Here is a 20,686-nt window from a genome sequence, read left to right as displayed (position 1 = left end):
CCCCGCTCGGCGGGAGGCTTCCAGGCATGCGTTCGGACACACAGATCCAGGTGCCCGGTGGACCGGCCGGTCCCGGGGCCGGACCCGTCCTCGTCGGGCGGGGACTGACCAAGACCTACGGCGATCAGCGTGCCCTCGACGGGGTGAGCATCGAGATCGGCGTGGGAGACGCCGTGGCGATCGTCGGGCCGTCGGGGTCGGGCAAGAGCACGTTGCTGCACGTGCTCGCCGGCATCCTGCCCGCCGACACCGGTGAGGTGCTCCTCGCGGGACGTCGCATCGACCAGCTCGGCGAGGGCCCGCGCAGCGAACTGCGTCGCAGGGAGTTCGGGTTCGTCTTCCAGTCCGGCATGCTCGTGGCCGAGCTGACCGCTGCCGAGAACGCGGCACTGCCGCTGCTGCTCGGCGGTGCGTCGCGGGCGTCGGCGATGGCCACGGCACAGGAGTGGCTCGGCAAGCTCGGGCTGGGCGGCAAGGAACAGCGGTTGCCGGGGCAGTTGTCCGGGGGTGAGGCGCAGCGCGTGGCCATCGCGAGGGCGCTCGGACACCGGCCGAGCGTGATCTTCGCGGACGAACCGACCGGCGCGCTCGACAGCCGCACCGGGGCGGAGACCATGCGGGCACTGCTCGACGCGGCCTCCGAGACCGGCGCGGCGGTCGTGGTGGTCACCCATGACCGCGACCTCGCCGAGTCGATGCCGCGGATGGTGTCCATGCGCGACGGCAGGGTGCAGTTGTGATCGCGTTCCGCATCGCCCTGCGCGTGTTGCGCCGTGATCGGCGCACGAGGACGTCGGCGATCCTCATGGGGGTGGGAGTCGCGGTCGCCACCGGGCTGATGCTCGTCCTCGTGTCACTGCCGGGCGCCGCGCAGGCCCGCGTCGACCGGGCCGCGTGGCAGGAGCCGTCCGCCGCCGACTTCGTGGGGGAAGCCGGCGAGGCCGTGATGTCGCTGACCATCAGTGAGGACTCCTACGACGACCGCACGATCACCCGGGTCGACGTCGCCGCGCACGGCGACGCGTCGGAGATCGCGTTGCCGCCCGGCATCGAGCGTTTCCCCGCGCCCGGAGAGGTCCTCATGTCACCCGCGCTGCGTGAGCTCAGCGCCGGACTGCCCGCCTCGGTGCTCGCCGAGCGTTATCCGGGCGAGGTCGTCGGACTGCTCGGTGCCGAGGCGTTGACCCATCCCGACCAGCTCGCCGTGCTCGTGGGACACACCGAGGACGAGCTGGGGAGCATGGCCATGCAGGTCGGCGGCTTCGCCGAGGCGGGGGACGCCTGGGACCCGACCCTGGACCTCCTCGCGGGCGTGGGCGTGGTCGTGCTGCTGGTGCCGAGTCTCGTGCTGGTGGCCTCCGCCGCACGGCTCACCGCGTCCCGCCGGGAACAGCGCCTCGCGGCGTTGCGACTGGCGGGTGCGACACCGCGTCAGGTGGTGGGCATGGTCGCGGGTGAGAACGCGATCGCCGCGGTCGGAGGTGCCCTGCTGGGCTGGGCCGTGAGTCCGCTGGCTCGGTGGGCGGCGTCCCACGTGCCGTGGGAGGGGGGCACCTGGCAGGCGAGCGACTTCGTCACCTCGCCCGTTCTGACCCTCGCCGTGGTCGTGACGATCCCGCTGTTGGTGCTGCTGGCCGCCGTCGTCGGCCTCTGGCGGGTGGTGCGGACCCCGCTGGGCGCGGCCCGCAGCGAGCGTCCCCGCCGACCGCACTGGGTGCGGCTGCTGTCGCTGCCCGTTGCCGCGGTGGTGTTCTTCGTCCTCCTCCGGAACATCTCCGACGCACTCGGGGTCCTGCTGTTGGTCGGCGCGCTGGCGCTGATCATCGCATCGTCGATGCTCATCGGGCCGTTCGTGACGGCGGCGATCGGGTCCGTGTTCTCCCGTGCCTGGCGCAGGCCGTCGATGCTGCTGGCGGGCCGCAGGCTGCGGCACGACCCGAAGGGGGCCTACCGGGCGTCCGCCGGTGTGGTGCTGGCGGTGTTCACCGGCTCGATGGCGCTGACGGTGTTGCCGTCGATCGAGACACTCGCCGGATCGTCGTCCCCGTTCCGCGACTCGGCGCTGTACGTGAACGCGTACGACGACGCCGCCTCGGTCGCCGAGCGCACGAACGCCGCGCTCGCCCGGTACGGGATCGAAGAGCGCGCGGAACAGATCTCCGTCGTCGAGCTCGCACTAGACGGCCGGTCACAGGAGGCCTACGTCGTCGAGTGCGAGAGCGCGCGGCGACTGCTGCGCGTCGACCCGGGCGATGCCTGCGACGCGGAGCCGGGCGTCTACGTCACGGGGATGTCGGAACCCGTGGAAGACGCGACCGTGGCCAATTTCGGGGAACCCGGAACCCCCCTCGCGGAGGGAACACCGGCCTACGAGATCCGCGCCGACACCGACGGTTCCACGATGCCGCCGCTGATCGACCCCGCGGTGTTGCCGTCCGGCATGGAGCCCACGCAGGCGATCGTCGCGGTAGCCGCCACTTCCGAGACCGCCGACGTCGTCCGGACGGCGCTAGGCCGCGCCGGGAACGGGCTCGAGGTCCAGAGCGTCCCCGACCTGCTCGCCTCACAGCAGGCGCAGCTGGACGACCTGCGCCGCGTCACCGTGATCGGACTCATCGCCGCCGCGCTGCTGAGCGGATGCAGTGCGGCCATCACCACCGCGGGTTCGGTGATGGACCGGCGCCGTACCTTCGGGGCCCTCATGGCGGCGGGGACCCCCGTGCGCGTGCTGGGCAGGGCGTTGCGGACGGAGGCCGCCATGCCCGCGCTCGTGGCGACGATCGGTGCGGGTGTGACGGGTGTCGTGGTCGGTGGGGGCCTGGCCTGGTTGTTCACGGCGTCGACGCCCGTGGTCACGCCGTGGGCGCTGGCACCCGTGGTGCTCGGTATCGGCACGGCGCTGATCGCCGCGTCGGTGTGCACACCCGCGCTGAAACGGGTGAGCGGCGAACCGCTCTCGGACGACTAGGTCCGCCGCGCCGTGAAGGCCGCCTGTACCTCAGGTGGCCTTCACGGCGTTTCGGGCAACTTCTCGAAGATCAGGTCGCGACTCTCGCGGCCCTCGGAGCGGGCCCGCTGCTCGAACTTCGTCACCGGGCGGAAGTCCGGGCGCGGCGCCCAGCCGTCGTAGCGGTTACGCAACGTCGGCTCCGCCGAGCAGACCTCCAACATCTGTTCGGCGTAGTTCTCCCAGTCGGTGGCCAGGTGCAGGGTCGCGCCCGGGGCCATCCGCGATGTCACCAGCCTCACGAACCCCGGCTGGACCAGCCTGCGCTTGTGGTGTCGTTTCTTCGGCCAGGGGTCCGGGTAGAAGATCCGCACCCCGGACAGCGACTCCGGGGCCACGTGCTCGGTGAGCAACACGACGGCGTCCCCGTGGAACAGGCGCAGGTTCTCGACCCCGAGCTGTTCGGCCCTCAGCATGAGCTGGCCGAGCCCGGCTTCGTACACCTCCACGGCGACGTAGTTCGTCTCCGGGGCCGCGGCCGCCAACTGCGAGGTCGCCTCGCCCATGCCGGAGCCGATCTCCAACACCACGGGCGCCTGCCTGCCGAACCACTCGGTGAAGTCGATCGGACCGTCCGGAAGGTCGGCCACCGCCCGGCCCCACGACGGCCACAGGCGCTCCCACGCCCGCTGTTGGCCGACCGTCATTCGTCCGCCGCGCTTGACGTAGCTGACGACGCTGCGCAGTCTCGGCTGGTGCTCGCTTCCCACGAGCCGCACGATAGCCGTGCGGTGCGGCTCTCAGCGCAGCGCCTCGAGTTCTCCCACCGAAGCCCGAAGCCCGGAGACCCCAGCCACCGCCACCGGTTCCGGGGGCAGGCCGAGGTGGGCGGGCAGGACGTCGATCCAGCCGTCGTGCCGGTCGGTCGGTGAAACGGTGGTGGGAAAACGATGTCCCGAAACGGCACGCTCGGACGGCAGGAACTCCCAATAACCGGATTCCCCGTCGAGTCCCCACGGCACGTATTCCCAGCCCGGCCGTTTCGACAGGAACGTGTGAACGCGGTCCTCGATCCGGAAACCGTCGGCCCGGCAGCGAAGTCGCCCCAGCGCCACGGCTCGCAGCCACCACGGCGAGGGAACGGGGCGGGAACGCGCGCGCATCATCCGGTACAGCCTCAGTACGTCCACTTCCGGAGCGCGATGAATCCACGCATTGCGCCATTCGTTCGGAGCCACCGCCGTCGGGTGATGAAAACCCTGTTCGATGGCCTCCGCCCATTCGAGTTCCGCCATCGGTTCGAGGTGAGGAAATCGTGTCGCCGTCAAGGGGCACCTCCGGGCTGTTCCTGACGCCGAGGTACCCACTATGGCGTGTCATCACCTGCCGCAGCCGCATGGAGTGGGTGCGCTCACAGTCATTTTACCAGCGATTAACCCGTTCGGTGCGCGAAAAAGGTGGTGGGTGCGAACCCCCGCTTCGCACCCACCACCTTTCATTCCGGTTCCGGTTTCAGGCGTCCCGTTTGTTGGTGGTCACGATCGCCACGAACAACAGCACCACGGCGAAACCCGCGAAGTACGCCAGCGCCCATCCCGGGCTGAGCGGCGAAGTCGACAACGGCATTCCCATGGCAGCCGCTCCACCGCTCGACTCGCCGTCGCCGGTCAGGAACTTTTGCGCCGTGTTGAACGGCAGCCACTTGTAGACGTCGTCACCGATCTCGGGAATGAGTTGGACCATGCTCTCGGCGGCCAGCGTGTAGATCATCAGCAACGAGATCGCTCCCGCGCTGTGCCGCACCAGCAGCCCGACGGCCACGGCGATCACCGCGGCGACCGCGAACACGACGCCCACGCCCGCGACGTTGACGATGTCGGCGGTGCTGTCGAGCGCCAGGTCGGCCTCCGGCGCGAGCACCAGTGAGAGACCCCACGACGAGAACGCGGTGAGTTCCCCGATCAGCAGCGCGAGCAACGCCACCACGACGGCCTTGGCCACCAGGACCGCCGTGCGGTTGGGCACCGCCTGGAACGTCGTGCGGATGGTGTTGAAGCGGTACTCGGTGGTCACCGACAGCGCACCGAGCACCATGATCACGGCCAGTCCGAACTGGTAGCCGTACTGCGTGACGGCCACGGTGGCGGGGAATTCGTCCGTGGCGCTGCCCACCACGAGTGCCGTGAAGGAGCCTGCCAGCACGATGCTGGCCACCGCGCACCACCACGGCGACCGGGTGGAGAGCAGTTTGATGCGTTCGACCGCGAGCAGTGTCATCGTCCTTGCCTCGTCAGTTGGCCGGTCAGTGGGCAGTGGTGGTGAGCTGGTGGGCGTCCTCGGCCGCCGTGTCCGCTCCCGTGTCGGCGTGGTACTCGACCGCGTCGCCGGTGATGCGCATGAACGCCTGTTCGAGCGAGCCGCGCTGCGGGGTCAACTCGTGCAGCACCACGTTGTTCTCGCACGCGATCTCGCCGATGCGTTCGATGTCCACTCCGGACACGAGCAGGCCGCCTTCCGCCTCGGTGAGGTGGGCACCCTGGGCGCGCAGAACCTTGTCGAGCACGTCGAGTTGCGGGCTCCGTACCTTCACGGCCGAGCCGGACGCCCGCGAGACGAACTCCTCGGTGCTGGTCTGCGCGATGAGTTTGCCCTTGCCCACGACCACCAGTTCGGACGCGGTCAGTGCCATCTCCGACAGCAGGTGGCTGGACACGAAGACGGTGCGGCCCTCTCCGGCGAGGCGCTGCATGAACCGGCGGATCCAGAGGATGCCCTCCGGGTCCAGACCGTTCACCGGTTCGTCGAACAGCAGCACTTCGGGGTCACCCAGCAACGCGGTGGCGATGCCGAGCCGCTGCGACATGCCGAGCGAGAACCCGCCCGCGCGGCGGTCGGCCACCGAGGTGAGACCGACGGCTTCCAGCACCTCGTCGACCCTGCCGCGCGGGATGCGGTTCGACTTCGCCATCCAGGTGAGGTGGGCGCGTGCCGACCGGTTGGGGTGCACCCACTTGGCGTCCAGCAGCGCCCCCACCGTCCGCAGTGGATGACGAAGTTCCCGGTAGCGCTTGCCCGCGATGCGCACCTGGCCGGACGTGGGTTCGTCGAGTCCGAGGATCATGCGCATGGTCGTGGACTTCCCCGCGCCGTTGGGGCCGAGGAACCCCGTGACCTTGCCCGGCGAGACGCTGAAGGAGAGGTCGTCGACGGCGAGCGTCTTCCCGTATCGCTTGGTGAGGCCCTGTGCCTCGATCATCAGTCCTCCCTGGTCGCGCCCGTGTGATTCACAGGATGCCCGAGCAACCCGTGCCGAGGACTCGGTGATCCCCCTGACCCGACCCTGAATTCGTGTCCGCACTTCCCGTACGAGTGTCCGCGTCGTGCGATGCGAACACGCGTACGCAGGCTGCGGACACGATGTTGCGAGGGTTATTGAACGATGCTTCAATAACTTCTCGTGGCGAGACCTCGGACCGTCGACCGGCAACGGTTGCTCGATGCCGCGGCAGCGGTCATCGCGCGGGAAGGACCCGGGTTCACCCTGGCCCGGGTCGCCGAGCAGGCCGGGGTCTCGGTCGGCAGCGTGGCCGGGCACTTCGGGTCCAAGCACGGCCTGCTGGTGGCTCTGAGCGAGTCGGCCACCGAGCGGACGGCCGTGCTGCTGCGGGAGGCGGCCGACGCGGCACCCACCCCGCGTGACGCGGTGCGCGCGGCGCTCGTGGCGTTGTACTCGGGCCTCGGAGACGCCGTCTCGGCGGCGAACCACCTGGCCCAGTTGGGGGTCGACCTGGCCGATTCGACGTTGCGGGAACTGCTCGCCCGGCACTACGCCACTGTCGAGAACGTGCTGTGCGACGTGCTCCGCGGAGCCATGAAGGACACGGAGAACACGGAGTACGCGGGAGGCTGGCGCGGGCCGGAGCCCGGCCACGCGGCGCGCGTGCTGCTCGCCGTGGCGAACGGCGCCGCGATCGACTGGTCGATCCGGCCGCGCGGCGACCTCGTCACACGCCTGAACCAGGACATCGACGCGATCACGAGGAGTTGGTGGGCATGACCACGGCAGGCGAGTTGCACGGCAGGGTGGCCGTCGTCACCGGAGCGACCCGGGGGTGCGGTCGCGCGATCGCGGTCGAACTCGGCCGCGCGGGCGCCACGGTGTTCGTCACGGGCCGGAGCACCCGCGGCAATGCTTCCGTGCTGGGCAGGCCGGAGACGATCGAGGAGACCGCCGAGGGTGTCGACGCGGCGGGCGGCCGTGGCATCCCCGTGCGCTGCGACTTCACGTCCGTCGCGGACGTCGACGCCCTCGCCGGGCGGGTGGCCGCCGAGGGCGGGCTCGACATCCTGGTCGACGACGTGTGGGGCGGCGACCGCTACGCCGATCACACCAGTCCGTACTGGGAGTCGGATCTCGGCGACGTCCTGACGCTCATGCGCAACGGGCTGGACACCCACCTGATCGCGCTGCACCGGCTGCTGCCGCTGCTCGTGCGGCGACCCGGCGGGCTGCTGGTGGAGGTCACCGACGGCGACGACGACACCGTCCACGGCGCGGCGCTGCCGTACTACCTCGTCAAGTGCGGGGTGCGGGCGATCGCGAGGGCGATGGCGCCCAAGCTCGCGGAGCACGGCTGCACGGCGCTGGCGGTGACGCCCGGCTTCATCCGTTCGGAGGCGATGCTCGATCTCTTCGGTGTCACCGAGGACAACTGGCGCGACGCGGTCACCGACGAGCGGCCGGAGTTCGCCGTGTCGGAGACGCCGTACTACCTGGCGCGTGGTGTCGCCGCGCTGGTGGCCGACCCCGACGTCGGGCGGTTCGCCGGGCGGACGCTGGCGTCGTGGACGCTGGCGCACACCTATGGCATCACCGACGTCGACGGCAGCAGGCCGGACTTCGGACGTTACTTCGCCGAGGTCTTCCAGGCCGGTCGTGATCCGCTCACGGTGGACCCCGCGCCTTACCGCTGAGCTGCTGGTCCCGTGAAAGGATGCCCCCGTGACACAGGGGGCAGCAGTGAGCACGACGGAGCAGGGCGGCAGGCTCGCGGGACCGGTCGGACCGCTGTCGGCGTCGGTGGCCAATCTGTGCCGCCGGTTGCAGCCGCAGGTGTCGCCGCGTACGGCGGCGGGATTCACGCAGGTGTTGCGCCGACTCGGCGCGCCGCTGCAGGTGGCCGTGGCTGGACGCATCAAGTCGGGAAAGTCCACGCTCGTCAACGCGCTCATCGGCAGGAGGGTGGCGCCCACCGACATCGGTGAGTGCACGCGCCTGGTCACGCGTTTCCAGTACGGCACCGTCGACCGCATCGAGGTGGTCTTCAAGGACGGCCGCAAGCAGGTGCTGCCGTTCGCGCCGGACGGCATGATCCCGGCGGAGCTGGGCGTCGACATCGACACGGTCTCGCACATCGAGGCCTACCTCACCAACGCGGCACTGCAGCACATGACCGTGATCGACACGCCGGGGCTCGGTTCGCTCGACGCCGCGTCGGTCGCGCGCACCGAGCACCTGCTGAGTGCCGCGCGCGGCGAGGGTGGTGACGGTGACGGCGGTGACTGGGCCGACGAGGACGAGGCCGTCGGCGAGCTCGACGAGACGTCGCGCAACGCGGTGGCGGGTGCCGAGGCGGTGCTCTACGTGATGACGCAGGGACTGCGGGCCGACGACGAGCAGGCGCTCGCGGCGTTCACGGCCGCCACGGCGAGCCGGGAGGCGGGCCCGGTCAACGCCATCGCGGTGCTGAACAAGGCCGACACGATCGTGGCCGAGACGGTGGAGGGCGCCGAAGGGGACACCTGGCGGGCCGCGACACTGCTGGCGAGGAAACAGGCCGACATGTTGAAACCCCGGGTGGCCGACGTGCTGCCCGTGATCGGGCTGCTCGCCGAGTCGGCGGAGTCGGGGCAGTTCACCTCGGCCGACGCCGAGGCGCTGCGCCAGGTCGCGGAGCTCGACGACGACGCGCTCGACGTCATGTTGCTGTCGGCGGACATGTTCACGAGCTGGGAGTGCGACGTTCCCGCGGGGGTGCGGGCCCGGCTGCTGGAGAAGCTCGACCTCTACGGCATCCGGCGCGCGGTCGAGGCTGTGCGCGAGCAGCCCGACATCACCGCGGGCGCGCTGCGGCGGTTGTTGCTCGACGCCTCCGGGCTCGCGGCCGTGCGCGCGAGGTTGAACACCGTGTTCGCCGCGCGGGCGGACGGCATCAAGGCCGCGGCGGCGCTGGCCTCGGTCACGGCGCTGGCCCACGCGGCGGGTAACGCGGCGGAACGGCAACGGGTGCACGACGCCATCGAGGTGCTGCTCGCCAAACCGGAGGCCCACCAGTTGCGGGTGCTCGAAGCGTTGACTCTGGTGGCGTCGGGAGCGGTGGAGATGCCGGAGGACCTCACGGAGGAGGTGCTGCGGGTGGGCAGCAACGCGGACATCGCGGCGCAGCTCGGCAAGCCCGGCGGCTCGCACGCCGAACTCGCGACGTACGCGTTGGAGCGGGCCGGGTGGTGGCGGTCGTTCGCCTCGTTCGGTGCGACACCGGCGCAGAGCCGGGTCGCGCACGTGGTCCACAGGGCGTACTTCCTCATCTGGCAGCAGTTGAAGGCTTCGGGAGAAGGCCGATGAGCGCGGAACCGACGCTTGAGGACGGTGGACTCGGCGGAACGCCCGGTGCCCTCGAAGAGGACACCCCCACGGGGCGCATCCGGCCTTCCGCACACGACTACTCCGACAGCATGACACCGGGAACCGCGCCACGGCCCGCTGCGTCGAACCCGGGCGTGGAACCCGTGGGACTAGCCGCGCCGATCGACCACCAGCGGGCGCTCGCAGACCGTCACGCACTCATCCAGCTCTGTCTCTACGCGATGGACCGGGCCCGCAGCGGTGGGGTCGCCGAACGCATCGAGCAGGGGCTCGCCGGCATCGGGGTGCACGCCATGCGGCCTGACGGCCAGCGTTTCGACCCGTCCGTGCATGAGGCGGGAGGTGCGGTGCCGACCGACGACGTGACTCTCGAGGGCACCGTCGCGGAGACCGAGGTGGTGGGGTTCGTCGACCACGACCGCCTGCTGCGGGCGCCGGTCGTCACCGTGTACACCCGCCGCTGACGGCTTCGCCGTCCGATGCCTCGGGGTCTCAGACGGTGCCGCGATAGGGTTTCGGCTCGTGAGCACGGCACCTTCGATCGGCAAGCCGAGCCTGCCCGCGCAGGTGAGGAAAGCGCGTGAGTCGCTGCTCGCGTTGTTGCGGGACCTCGATCCGCGGACGGCCAAGTGGGTGGAGGACCAGCGCGGCGCGAGGACCGCGAAACCGTCGGTCGTGGTGGTCGGCGAGACCAACCGGGGCAAGAGTTCGCTGGTCAACGCTCTCTTGGCGAAGCCGGGGCTGTCACCGGTCGAGGCCGAGGTGGCCACGGCGACCTACCTGGTGTTCGAGCATTCCACCGAATGGCAGGCGAAGGCGTGCTACCCGGGTCAGTTGGCGCCGGTCGGTTTCGAACTCGACGAGCTCGACCGCTGGGTGTGCGCGCGTCGTGAACTGCCGGAGGGGCAGCTTCCGCCCCGCTACGTCGAGGTGAGCGGCCCGGTGCCGTTGCTGGAGCGCATCAGCGTGGTGGACACGCCCGGGGTCGGCGGACTGGACTCCGCCCACGGTGAGCTCGCCATGGAGGCGGCGGCGGGAGCCACCGCGCTGCTGTTCGTGGTCGACGCCTCGGCTCCGTTCACGGCGCCGGAGCTGAGTTTCCTGGCGACGATGGCCGACCGCGTCGAGACGGTCGTGTTCGCCCTGTCGAAGACCGACCAGTTCCGGGGCTGGCGGCAGATCCTGGACGCCGACCGGGAGTTGCTCGCCGAGCACGCACCGAGGTTCGCCGACGCGCCGATCCACCCGGTGTCGGCGCGGATGTTCGAGCTGGCGGCCAAGGCCCCGAGCGAGCAGGCCGCGGCCATGCTGCGGGAGAAGTCGGGTGTCGCCGAGTTGCAGACCGCGTTGCAGGAGCTGTTGGTGGGGCGTTCGGTGATGCTCGGCGAGGCGAACACACTGCGGGCGCTGTCGAGTGCGCTGGGCGAGCAGCAGGTGAGACTGGCCTCCCAGGAACGGGCGCTGACCTCGGGGGAGTCCGAGGCGAACAAGCTCCGTCAGCGCCGCGACCAGCTCGTCTCCGACCGGCGCTCCTCCACGAAGGGCTGGCAGCTCCGGATGCGCGGCGAGGTGCAACGCGCTCGCGTGGAGCTGGGGCACGAGGTCAGCAGGCGGATGCGCGAGGCGCAGGCGCACTTCCGGCAGCGCATCGACGCGGCGAACCGGGAGGATTTGGCCGCGCTCCCGCAGCAGGTCGACGCATCCCTGCAGTCGGTGTCGCAACGCGTGTCGGGTCTGCTCGCGCAGCGGATCAACCAGGTCACCGAGGCCGTGCTGGCCGATCTGTTCTCGCCGGAGGAACTCGCCGTGATCCGGGGGCAACTGGCGCGCGGGGTCGGGCCCTTGGTGGTGCTTCGGCCTCCGGACAAGCGCCCGCCGACGGCCGAGGACAAGCTGCTCGTGTTCATGGGTGTCTCCGGGGGCGCGGGCGCGGCCAAACTGGTGGCGGCGCCGTTCGTCAGCGCGGCCCTGTTCACCCCGGTGGTGCTTCCGGCCACGATCGTGATCGGGCTGGGGGCAGGCTGGTGGATGGCACGCACCCGCCGCCACGCCGCGGACAAGCAGCATGCCAAGCAGTGGCTCATCGAGTCGATCGCGGAGGCCCGCTCGATGCTCGACCAGCTCGTCGCCGAGCAGCTCATCGAGGCCGAACAGCAGCTCGCTCTCGCGTTGGACGACGCGCTGAGCAGGCGCATCGAGGCGATCGAGGCCGAGCTGAAGGAACTCGACACCACGATCAAGCTGGACGAGAAGGAGCGGGCACGGAAGCTGACCCAGGTGTCGCGCCGGGCCAAGGAGGTCCGCGAGGGTGTGCAGCAGGCCGAAGCCTTCCTCCACCGCATCAGGGCGTTGCGGGACCGGCCGCGGCAGGACTGAGCCGGCCGTCGGAGCCGTCGCCGGCTCCGACGCTCTTGGTTCGGGAACCGAATGTGCCTACGGTGAGTCCTAGCAGAGAACACAGGAAGCCGTGCCCTGACCGGAGGGGGAGTAACACCAGTGTGGGCTGAGGAGAGTGGTGGGACCGAGGCCGCCGGCCCCGGGGGAACGTCCGACGACATGCTGATCACCGTCGAGGGCGAGGAGTACTCGGCGGAGATCAACTTCGACATGGACGAGGACGGTGTCGACGACACCGCGGTCATCCAGCACGCGGACGGGTCGCTCCAGGCGTTCGTCGACACCGACGGTGACGGCGACGCCGACGCGTACCTCGCGGTGGACGAGTCGGGGCAGACGACGGCGTTCGCGGAGTACGACGACGCGAGTGGTGACTGGGTCGGCGAGGCCGGCGACGTTTCGGGAGGCGCTCCCGCCGGAGATGACAGCGCCGACACGCAGACCAGCACGGGTGGCACGATCACGGCCGATCTGGGCGACGGGGACGTCGAGGTCGGTCCCGCCACGGTGGACACCGACCAGAACGGCGTGAACGACACCGCCGTGGTCACCACCGACGACGGCACCACGCTGGCCTTCACCGACACCGACGGCGACGGTGACGCCGACGTCGCGGTGGAGATCGACAACCACGGCAACGCGGTGACCTACGAGCACTCCGGGGACGGCGAGTGGGTCGAGATCGACAGCGTCGGTCCGGCCGGTGCGGACGGCTCCGACGGTGCCGACAGCGCGTGGGGCGGGCCCCAGCCGCTGGAAGGTGTCGCACGCATCGACTCGACCACGGGGCAGTGGATCAGCCAGAACTGATTCGCCCGAAAAAAGCGACAAAAAGGTGGTTCGTGGAGGCTCGGCGCGACGCGCGTCGAGCCTTTTTCTGTTTTCCGGGCGTTCCGGAACATCTTTCACACTTGCCCGATTCAGCCGAAACTGAATCGATCACCTTATCGTTCTTGTGAGAGAACCGACTCTTCAGGACCACTGTTCCTCCGTGTCAGACCGCTACTCTCGGGGCATCCCAAATGCCAGCACACCGCTTGTCGGTGCGCTTTGAGCCATTCGGTCGCCGGCAACGGAGCCCGCATCCGGACGCGCGAGCTGCGTCCGGCGTGTGGGCTTTTGTCGTCGAAGACAGGAGTAAGAGATGACTGCAGTAGCCATCCCCGGTCTTGAGAAGGCGCCAACGACACACAGCGGCGTGCTCTCCTGGGTTCGGGAGGTCGCCGAGCTCACCACGCCCGACCGGGTCGTGTGGGTGGACGGCTCCGACGAAGAGGCCGAGCGCATCAACGCCGAGCTCGTCGAAGCCGGCACCTTCGTGCCGCTGAAGGCCAAACCCAACTCCTACTGGGCGGCCTCCGACCCGAGCGACGTCGCGCGTGTCGAGGAGCGGACGTTCATCTGCTCCGAACGGGAGTCCGACGCGGGGCCCACCAACAACTGGATGGACCCGGAGCGGATGAAGGCCACGATGACCGAGCTCTACCGGGGCTGCATGCGTGGTCGCACGATGTACGTCATCCCGTTCTGCATGGGTCCGCTCGGGGCCGACGACCCGAAGCTCGGCATCGAGATCACCGACTTCGCCTACGTCGTCGCGTCGATGCGGGTCATGACGCGGATGGGCAGGGCCGCGCTGGACAAGTTCATCGCCCCCGACGGCACCGAGCGCGAGTTCGTGCCCGCGTTGCACTCGGTCGGCAAGCCGCTGGAGCCGGGCGAGAAGGACGTGCCCTGGCCCTGCAACGACACGAAGTACATCAGTCACTTCCCCGAGAGCCGCACGATCTGGAGCTACGGCTCCGGCTACGGCGGCAACTCGCTGCTCGGCAAGAAGTGCTACTCGCTGCGCATCGCCTCGGTGATGGCCCGCGACGAGGGCTGGCTGGCCGAGCACATGCTGATCCTCAAGCTGATCTCCCCGGAGAACAAGGCGTACTACGTCGCGGCGGCGTTCCCCAGCGCCTGCGGCAAGACCAACCTGGCGATGCTCCAACCGACCATCCCGGGCTGGCGTGCCGAGACGCTCGGTGACGACATCGCGTGGATGCGCTTCGGCTCCGACGGCAGGCTGTACGCCGTCAACCCGGAGTTCGGGTTCTTCGGTGTCGCGCCCGGCACCGACGACCACACCAACCCGAACGCGATGAAGACCATCGAGAAGGGCAACACGGTGTTCACCAACGTGGCCCTGACCGACGACGGCGACGTGTGGTGGGAGGGCATGTCCTCCAGGCCCGAGCACCTGACCTCGTGGAAGGGCGAGGACTGGACGCCCGCCGACGGCGAGGCGGGCGAGCCCGCCGCGCACCCGAACTCGCGCTACTGCACGCCGATGTCGCAGTGCCCCATCCTCGCGCCGGAGTGGGACGACCCGCAGGGCGTGCCGATCTCGGCGATCCTGTTCGGCGGTCGCCGGGCCACCACGGTCCCGCTGGTGAACGAGGCCCGCGACTGGCAGCACGGCGTGTTCATGGGCGCCACGATGTCGTCGGAGAAGACGGCCGCGGCCGCGGGCAAGGTCGGCGAGGTGCGCCGCGACCCGATGGCGATGCTGCCGTTCCTCGGTTACCACGTCGGTGACTACTTCCAGCACTGGCTGGAGATCGGCAAGCACGCCGACAACGCGCAGCTTCCCAAGATCTTCTACGTCAACTGGTTCCGTCGCGGTGACGACCGCCGGTTCCTGTGGCCGGGCTTCTCCGAGAACTCCCGCGTGCTCAAGTGGATCATCGAGCGGATCGAGGGCAAGGCTTCGGCGCAGGAGACTCCGGTGGGTTTCGTGCCGAAGGCCGAAGACCTCGACCTCGACGGCCTGGAGGAGCCGCTGGCCGACATCCAGGCCGCGCTGGACGTCGACCCCGAGGAGTGGCGCCAGGAGATTCCGCTCATCGAGGAGTGGTTCGACAAGATCGGCCGTGACAAGGTTCCGTCCGCGCTGCTCGACGAACTGGAAGCGATGAAGCAGCGACTGGGCTGAAGTCGCGTCAGGACACCCGGAAGGCCGCCGTTCGCTCATCGCGAAGGTGGCCTTCCGGTGTCTTCCGGTCCTCTACCGTGCTCGTGTGGCAGACAACGAGCACAAGCCGTTCCGCTTCGGTGTGAACCTGATGCGGTTCACCACGCGCGACGAGCTGGTCGACAGAGCACGCGAGGCCGAGCGACTCGGTTACGACGTCGTGTGCGTGCCCGACCACCTGGGCGTTTCCGCGCCTTTCCCGGCGCTGGCCCTCGCGGCGCAGGTCACCAGCCGGGTACGCCTCGGCACCTTCGTCCTCAACGCGGCTTTCTACAACCCGGTGCTGCTGGCCCGAGACGTCGCGAGCACCGACCAGCTCGTCGACGGCAGGCTGGACCTGGGGCTCGGCACCGGCTACGTCAAGGAGGAGTTCGACGCGGCGGGGATTCCGTTCCCGAGTCCAGGCGCGAGGATCGACCACCTCAGGCACACCATCGCCGAGCTTCGCCGTACCTTCGCCGAGCTGGAGCCCGCCCCGGCGCAGCGCCCTGCTCCGCCGCTCCTGCTGGGCGGGCACGGCGACCGCATGTTGCGGCTCGCCGCGCGGGAAGCCGACATCGTGGGGTTCACGGGCATCTCGTTCCAGCCTTCCGGTCCGGTCCTCGCGGACGCCGACGAGCTGGACGAGCGGGTCGAGTTCGTGCGTAAGGCGGCGGGCGAGCGGGCCGACGAGCTGGAGTACAACCTGCTCGTACAGCGGGTCGTGGTGACCGACGACCGACGCGCCGCGCTGGATGACCTCGCCCGCGAGTTCGGGGAGGTGTCGGCGGAGTGGTTGGGGCGGCTGCCGTACCTGCTGGTGGGCACGCTCGACGAGATCGCCGAACAACTGCGTGCCCACCGTGCGCGGTACGGCATCAGCTACTTCACCGTGCTGGACGACGGCCTGGCCGACTTCGCCGCGGTGTTCGAGCGGCTGCGCTGACCACCCGGCCCGCTCAGTCGAACAGCCCGACGAGCTGGTCCACGGCCAGGTAGGCGAACAGCGCGAGGCATACGGCCAACAGCGTGTTCGACACCCAGCGGGACCGGCCCTCAGGCACGACGCGACGCGAGTTCAGCAGCACCAGCAGCGTGCCTGCGAGGAACGGCATGAACAACGCGCCGAGGGCACCGTAGGCCACGGTCAGCTGGAACGGGCGGTCGAGGAACAACAGCGCCATCGGCGGGAACGTCAACCACACCAGGTAGCCGCGGAACACGGGACTGCGGTCGCCGGCCTTACGCGCGTAGTCGTCGAGGTCGAGCTCGGCATCCTCGGTGCCCTTGATGTGCGCGGGCAGGCGCCAGGTACGCCACCAGTCGGCGAACAGCAGGCTCACGCCGTTCCACACCCCGATCAGCGAGGTGAACGACACGGAGAAGAAGCCGATCAGGAAGGGGATGCGCGCCCACTGCCCGTAGTCCTGGGCGAGTTTGTCGCCCAGGTACAGCAGGCCCTCGTCACCGGACACGATCTCCTGGTGCAGCAGGAGTTCCGCACCGACGACCAGCATGGCGACGACGAAAACGCCCGTGGTGACGTAGCCGACCGCGTTGTCGAGCCGCATCATGGACAGCCAGCGCGGCGAGTGCCAGCCCTTGGCGATGGTCCAATAGCCGTACGCCGCCATGGTGATGGTGCCGCCGACGCCGCCGACCAGGCCCAGGACGTACACCAGCGACCCCTCGGGGAGCGTGGGCACCAGCCCCTCGCTCGCTTCGAGCAGGTTGGGCGCCACCAGCACCGCGGTGCCCACCACCGTGACGAACATGATGCCGACGAGCACCGTCATGATCTTCTCGATGACGGCGTAGCGCCCGAACCACACGAGTACGAAGCCGAGCACACCGCAGATCATCGCCCAGTACCGCACCGACAGCCCCGGCATGAGCGCGTTCAACGGCAGCCCCGAGGCCGACATCGCCGTGGCCCCGTAGACGAAACCCCACACAACGGCGTAGGCGCCGAAGTAGACGAGCACCCACCTGCCCAGGGTGCGCCAGCCCGCCAGCAGCGTCTGTCCGGAGGCGAGGTGCCAGCGACCGACGGCCTCACCGAGCGCGAGCTTGAAGACGGTGCCCAGAACGACCGCCCACAGCAACGTGTACCCGTAGCGGGAGCCCGCCACCATGGTGGCCACCAGGTCCCCCGCGCCGACACCCGTCGCGGCCGCCATGATGCCCGGACCGATGTGGCGCAGGCGCTCCCGCCAGTTCAGGGGAACGCGGTCGGACACGTCGTCATGACGCATGTCGTTCGGCATGCGAGCACGCTAAACCGGCGAGGGGGCTCCCGGAAAGCCCGTGTGTGTGATCTTGCTCTGCTTGTGTCCTAGCTGGGCAGCGGGCTGTTCTTGACGCCCCGCAGCGACGAGGTGACGGGCACGTCGGTCTCCAGGTAGCAGGTCAGTGCGTTGAATCCCAACCGCCACGCGGACTCGTCCGGCCAGCGCCACGCCGCCGCCACGTCATCGCGCTGTGCACCGAGGTAGTCGATCACGGCTTTCCCGCACGCCTCCTTCGCGGCGGCGTCGAACTCCTTCTCGCTGGGCAACGGGTCGGTGTGCTCGCCCATCGGCACCAGCGCCACCGCCTCCCCGCGGTGTGGCCGGTCGCACGTCGTCAGCGCGGGTGGTTCCTCCGACGGCGTGGTGAGCGAGCAGAGACGGTAGGTGTGCACGCCGTCGCCACGGAGCGCGTTGCGGATGGAGCCGGTCCGTTGTTTGGCCACGTCGGCCTTGTCGAGTTCGACGACACCGCAGCGGTACCAGCGCTCACCGCGAGCCCAGGCGTCCTTGCCCGCCCAGACCAACCACGCGGACAGAGTGGTGAGGTCGTAGTCGTCGCTGCCGAGGTAGTTGGCCGCCTCCTCGCGGCAGGAGGGGAACACCGCGGCGAAGATCTCGTCGCGTTCGGGTGGTTCCTCGGCCATCGCGCCACCGAACGTGCCCGACGCGGTGACCTCCACGGTGTGTGGCTCGTCGCAGTCGACGGGAGTCGGTTCGTCACCGTCGATGCACTGACCCGGAGCCGCCACGGAGGTGTCGTCGGTGCCGTCGGTGCCGTCCACCCCAGCGGCCCCGGTCTTGTCCGAGGGGGACGGCGGGGTGGTGGCCGCGTCGGTGTTGCCCGCCGCCGCGTGCGTGGTGGGCGGAGCCGCCGCCGTTCCCTCGACCTCGGTGGCACACGACGTCACCGCCACGGCGACCAGCAACGTGGCTCCGGCTAGCACTAACCCCTGTCTGGACATCGAGACGACTCTACCGAGCGGATCATGCGGACATTCGAAGTCGGCACCACTTCTCGTCGGGCGGCCTGAGAAGTGCGGTGACGAGGCGACACCGGGACGAGAACACGCCCGCGAAAGGTCTGGTCCCAGGAAAGGTCCGGACCCGGGAATGGCATGGACGACATTGGAAACCCCGTGATGCTGCCAGGTCGGGGGTCCGCCAGCATCACGGGGTCACCGGGTCTATCGACCCCGGGTCCGGCCGCGTTACATCTAAACCTAGATGTAGTGTGGATCACACTTGTGGGTTACTTGGAATGGGATGAACCACGTATAACCCCGGTTTCGCCGCCATGAGTCGAACATACGCGCGACCATGGCGTGCATGTCCGCAAAGCGCTCCGGTGTCGACCGTGCCCGTGCCTTCCTGCTCACCCACGCCCGCCCGCTGGAACGGCGGCTTTCCGAGGTGGTGCTGACCGAGGTGGCCCGGCCCGAGGCGGCGCTGGCCGTCCTCGACCTGCTCCGAGGCCACCGCAACGCCGACGGTGGCCTCGGGCACGCACTCGAACCGGACGTTCGGGCGCCCACCAGCCAACCACTGGCCGTCGATTTCGCGCTCGACGTGGTGGAGCAGGTGCTGGACTCGCCGACCGGAGACGTCGACGAGGTACGCGCCGCCTGCCGGTCGTTCGCCAGGAGCCTGGTGCCGTACCTGGAGTCGGTGACGACGCCCGATGGCGGCGTGCCGATCGTCGTCGATTCGGTCGCGGAGTTCCCCCGTGCGGCCCACTGGGGCGACGGCCGGTTCCCCGCGGGTCTCAATCCGACGGCGGGAATCGCGACCAGGCTCCGCAAGGCGGGGATGACGGCTCCGTGGCTGGACGCCGCCGACGAGTTCTGCCGGTCCCGCATCGAGTCGCTCACCGAATGGGACGGTCACTCGATGCTGAACGTCGTGACCTACCTGGGTGGTGTGGACGACAGGGGGTGGGCGGCGCGGCAGCTCGACGTGGTCCAGGCGCGACTGGCGGACCTCCCCCACTTCAACCTGTATCCGGCCGAAAAGTACGGCGTCACGCCGCTCGACGTGGCACCCCGGCCGGACGACCCCGGTCGTGCGCTGTTCCCCGCAGCGGCCGTCGAGGCGCACCTCGACTTCTGTGAGGCGGCCCAGACCGACGACGGTGGGTGGGAACTGTCGTGGGAGCCGCCCGGACCCGCTGCGGAGCTGGAATGGCGTGGAGTGTTGGCGGTGCGCAATGCCCGGTTGCTCCTGTTGAACGGTCGGGACTGAAGGCGACGAGCGTTCGTACGAAATTGGTTCACCCGTCACCTCGTCGTGCGACGGTGCGTGGGGAGGTTGATGCGCATGATCCGACGACGCAGACTCGTTGTCTTCGCGGCTGCCCTCGTGGCCTTACTCGCGGGTGGGCTCGCCTCACCCGCCGCCGCTCACCCGCACCGCGGTGGACCACACCGTTTCGACATCCAGGCGCACCGGGGCGGGCTCGGGCTCACCGTGGAGGGCACGCTCGCCGCGTTCTCCCGTGCGATGGAGCTCGGAGTGACCACCCTGGAGCTCGACATCCAGATCACCCGCGACGGCCGGGACGTCGTCACACACGACCGGAAGATCAGCGCGGTGAAGTGCCGGGACACGCGTCCGGCATGGCCCGGCGACCCGCAGTACCCGTATGTGGGCTCCTACGTCAAGGACCTGACGTTCGCCCAGGTGCGCACGCTCGACTGCGGTTCGCAGCGACTGCCGGACCGCCCCGGTCAGGAGCTCTCGCCCGGCGCCAGGATGCCGACGCTGGCCGAGGTGTTCGCTCTCGCGCGCGAACACCGGGCTCACCGGATCAGGTTCAACATCGAGACCAAGGTGGAGGCGGCCGCCCCCCACGAGACCGCGCCGCGTGAGCAGTTCGTCGACCGGGTGGTTCGTGAGGTCGCCCGCTCGGGCTTCGCCCGTAACGTGACGATCCAGAGCTTCGACTGGGGTGCGCTGATGCAGGTGAGGCGGAAGGCGCCGTGGTTGCCCGTGGTGGCTCTGACGCAGCCGGAGTTCCTCCAGGTCGGGCAGCCGGGTAGGTCACCGTGGCTCGGAGGTCTCGACATCGACGACTTCGACGGCAGTCCGGTGAGGGCGGTGGCGTCGTTCGGTGCGTCCGCACTGTCCCCCGTGCACGGCAACCCCCAGGGCGGGGCCGTGGGAGACGACGACTACGTGCCGTTCACCACGAAGGAGCTGGTCGCCGAGGCCCACGCGGCCGGCCTGAAGGTCGTCCCGTGGACGGTGAACGACGAGGCCACCATGCACAAGCTCATCGACGACGGGGTGGACGGGATCATCACCGACTACCCGGACCGGCTGCGAAAGGTGGTGGCGGAGCGGGGCTTCAAGCTGCCGAAATCGTATCCCCTGCGGGGAAGGCACGGATGAAGACGGGCGGGAGTGGGTAG

General features: G+C 69.6%; 18 protein-coding genes. 12 read left to right on the top strand and 6 right to left on the bottom strand.

Annotation, left to right across the window (positions count from 1 at the left end; translation table 11 throughout):
• Positions 1–26 precede the first annotated feature (26 nt).
• Both SACCYDRAFT_RS25020 and SACCYDRAFT_RS25015 read left to right on the top strand, forming a co-directional pair.
• Entirely contained in the window at positions 27–740 is a 714-nt protein-coding gene (locus SACCYDRAFT_RS25020) for an ABC transporter ATP-binding protein (RefSeq protein ID WP_005460518.1), read from the top strand.
• The gene (locus SACCYDRAFT_RS25015) at positions 737–2,968 is read left to right on the top strand and encodes an FtsX-like permease family protein (protein WP_005460517.1); all 2,232 of its coding nucleotides are present in this window, start codon (positions 737–739) and stop codon (positions 2,966–2,968) included. The genes SACCYDRAFT_RS25020 and SACCYDRAFT_RS25015 overlap by 4 nt, the downstream gene beginning before the upstream one ends.
• 41 nt (positions 2,969–3,009) lie before the next feature.
• Here SACCYDRAFT_RS25015 and trmB read toward each other — a convergent pair whose 3' ends face one another.
• The 4 genes from trmB to SACCYDRAFT_RS24995 form a co-directional block, all read right to left on the bottom strand.
• Positions 3,010–3,717, bottom strand: coding sequence for a tRNA (guanosine(46)-N7)-methyltransferase TrmB (trmB, locus tag SACCYDRAFT_RS25010; RefSeq protein ID WP_085979204.1), 708 nt, complete (start codon positions 3,715–3,717; stop codon positions 3,010–3,012).
• 30 nt (positions 3,718–3,747) lie between these two features.
• On the bottom strand, positions 3,748–4,275 hold the full coding sequence (locus SACCYDRAFT_RS25005; RefSeq protein WP_005460515.1) for a hypothetical protein: 528 nt from the start codon (positions 4,273–4,275) through the stop codon (positions 3,748–3,750).
• A 184-nt stretch (positions 4,276–4,459) separates the two neighbouring features.
• Positions 4,460–5,224 carry an ABC transporter permease gene (locus SACCYDRAFT_RS25000; protein ID WP_005460514.1) on the bottom strand — a complete coding sequence of 255 codons (765 nt, stop codon included), beginning with the start codon at positions 5,222–5,224 and terminating at the stop codon, positions 4,460–4,462.
• Between the two features lie 25 nt (positions 5,225–5,249).
• Positions 5,250–6,203 (bottom strand): ABC transporter ATP-binding protein, encoded by a 954-nt coding sequence (locus tag SACCYDRAFT_RS24995; protein WP_005460513.1) that lies wholly within the window; start codon positions 6,201–6,203, stop codon positions 5,250–5,252.
• Positions 6,204–6,404: 201 nt separating this feature from the next.
• On the opposite strand from SACCYDRAFT_RS24995, the gene SACCYDRAFT_RS24990 reads away from it, so the two are divergent.
• From SACCYDRAFT_RS24990 to SACCYDRAFT_RS24955, 8 genes are all read left to right on the top strand, one after another.
• Positions 6,405–7,004, top strand: coding sequence for a TetR/AcrR family transcriptional regulator (locus SACCYDRAFT_RS24990; protein WP_005460512.1), 600 nt, complete (start codon positions 6,405–6,407; stop codon positions 7,002–7,004).
• Entirely contained in the window at positions 7,001–7,921 is a 921-nt protein-coding gene (locus SACCYDRAFT_RS24985) for an SDR family oxidoreductase (RefSeq protein WP_005460511.1), read from the top strand. The genes SACCYDRAFT_RS24990 and SACCYDRAFT_RS24985 overlap by 4 nt, the downstream gene beginning before the upstream one ends.
• A 46-nt stretch (positions 7,922–7,967) precedes the next feature.
• Positions 7,968–9,572 (top strand): dynamin family protein, encoded by a 1,605-nt coding sequence (locus tag SACCYDRAFT_RS24980; RefSeq protein ID WP_232283742.1) that lies wholly within the window; start codon positions 7,968–7,970, stop codon positions 9,570–9,572.
• Entirely contained in the window at positions 9,569–10,057 is a 489-nt protein-coding gene (gene grpE / locus SACCYDRAFT_RS24975) for a nucleotide exchange factor GrpE (RefSeq protein WP_005460506.1), read from the top strand. The genes SACCYDRAFT_RS24980 and grpE overlap by 4 nt, the downstream gene beginning before the upstream one ends.
• Before the next feature lie 58 nt (positions 10,058–10,115).
• Positions 10,116–11,969 (top strand): dynamin family protein, encoded by a 1,854-nt coding sequence (locus SACCYDRAFT_RS24970; protein ID WP_005460505.1) that lies wholly within the window; start codon positions 10,116–10,118, stop codon positions 11,967–11,969.
• 120 nt (positions 11,970–12,089) lie between these two features.
• Positions 12,090–12,800, top strand: a complete 711-nt coding sequence (locus SACCYDRAFT_RS24965) for a hypothetical protein (protein WP_005460504.1) — start codon at positions 12,090–12,092, stop codon at positions 12,798–12,800.
• 334 nt (positions 12,801–13,134) lie between these two features.
• On the top strand, positions 13,135–14,970 hold the full coding sequence (locus tag SACCYDRAFT_RS24960) for a phosphoenolpyruvate carboxykinase (GTP) (protein ID WP_005460503.1): 1,836 nt from the start codon (positions 13,135–13,137) through the stop codon (positions 14,968–14,970).
• 85 nt (positions 14,971–15,055) lie between these two features.
• Complete coding sequence (locus SACCYDRAFT_RS24955; protein WP_157606561.1) at positions 15,056–15,934, top strand: TIGR03621 family F420-dependent LLM class oxidoreductase; 879 nt, start codon at positions 15,056–15,058, stop codon at positions 15,932–15,934.
• A 13-nt stretch (positions 15,935–15,947) separates the two neighbouring features.
• Here the strand turns inward: SACCYDRAFT_RS24955 and SACCYDRAFT_RS24950 are convergent, their stop codons facing one another.
• Positions 15,948–17,255: an Nramp family divalent metal transporter gene (locus tag SACCYDRAFT_RS24950; RefSeq protein WP_005460501.1), complete on the bottom strand. Its 1,308-nt coding sequence runs from the start codon at positions 17,253–17,255 to the stop codon at positions 15,948–15,950.
• Positions 17,256–17,323: 68 nt separating this feature from the next.
• Entirely contained in the window at positions 17,324–18,241 is a 918-nt protein-coding gene (locus SACCYDRAFT_RS24945; RefSeq protein WP_005460500.1) for a septum formation family protein, read from the bottom strand.
• 364 nt (positions 18,242–18,605) lie between these two features.
• On the opposite strand from SACCYDRAFT_RS24945, the gene SACCYDRAFT_RS24940 reads away from it, so the two are divergent.
• Together SACCYDRAFT_RS24940 and SACCYDRAFT_RS24935 are read left to right on the top strand one after the other, a co-directional pair.
• Positions 18,606–19,517, top strand: a complete 912-nt coding sequence (locus tag SACCYDRAFT_RS24940; protein WP_043537535.1) for a hypothetical protein — start codon at positions 18,606–18,608, stop codon at positions 19,515–19,517.
• 75 nt (positions 19,518–19,592) lie between these two features.
• Positions 19,593–20,666 carry a glycerophosphodiester phosphodiesterase gene (locus tag SACCYDRAFT_RS24935; protein ID WP_005460498.1) on the top strand — a complete coding sequence of 358 codons (1,074 nt, stop codon included), beginning with the start codon at positions 19,593–19,595 and terminating at the stop codon, positions 20,664–20,666.
• Positions 20,667–20,686 lie beyond the last annotated feature (20 nt).

Source organism: Saccharomonospora cyanea NA-134, assembly GCF_000244975.1.
Lineage (GTDB): Bacteria > Actinomycetota > Actinomycetes > Mycobacteriales > Pseudonocardiaceae > Saccharomonospora > Saccharomonospora cyanea.
The sequence above is the reverse complement of the archived record's forward strand: the minus strand, read 5'-3'. Positions and strand labels throughout refer to the sequence as shown.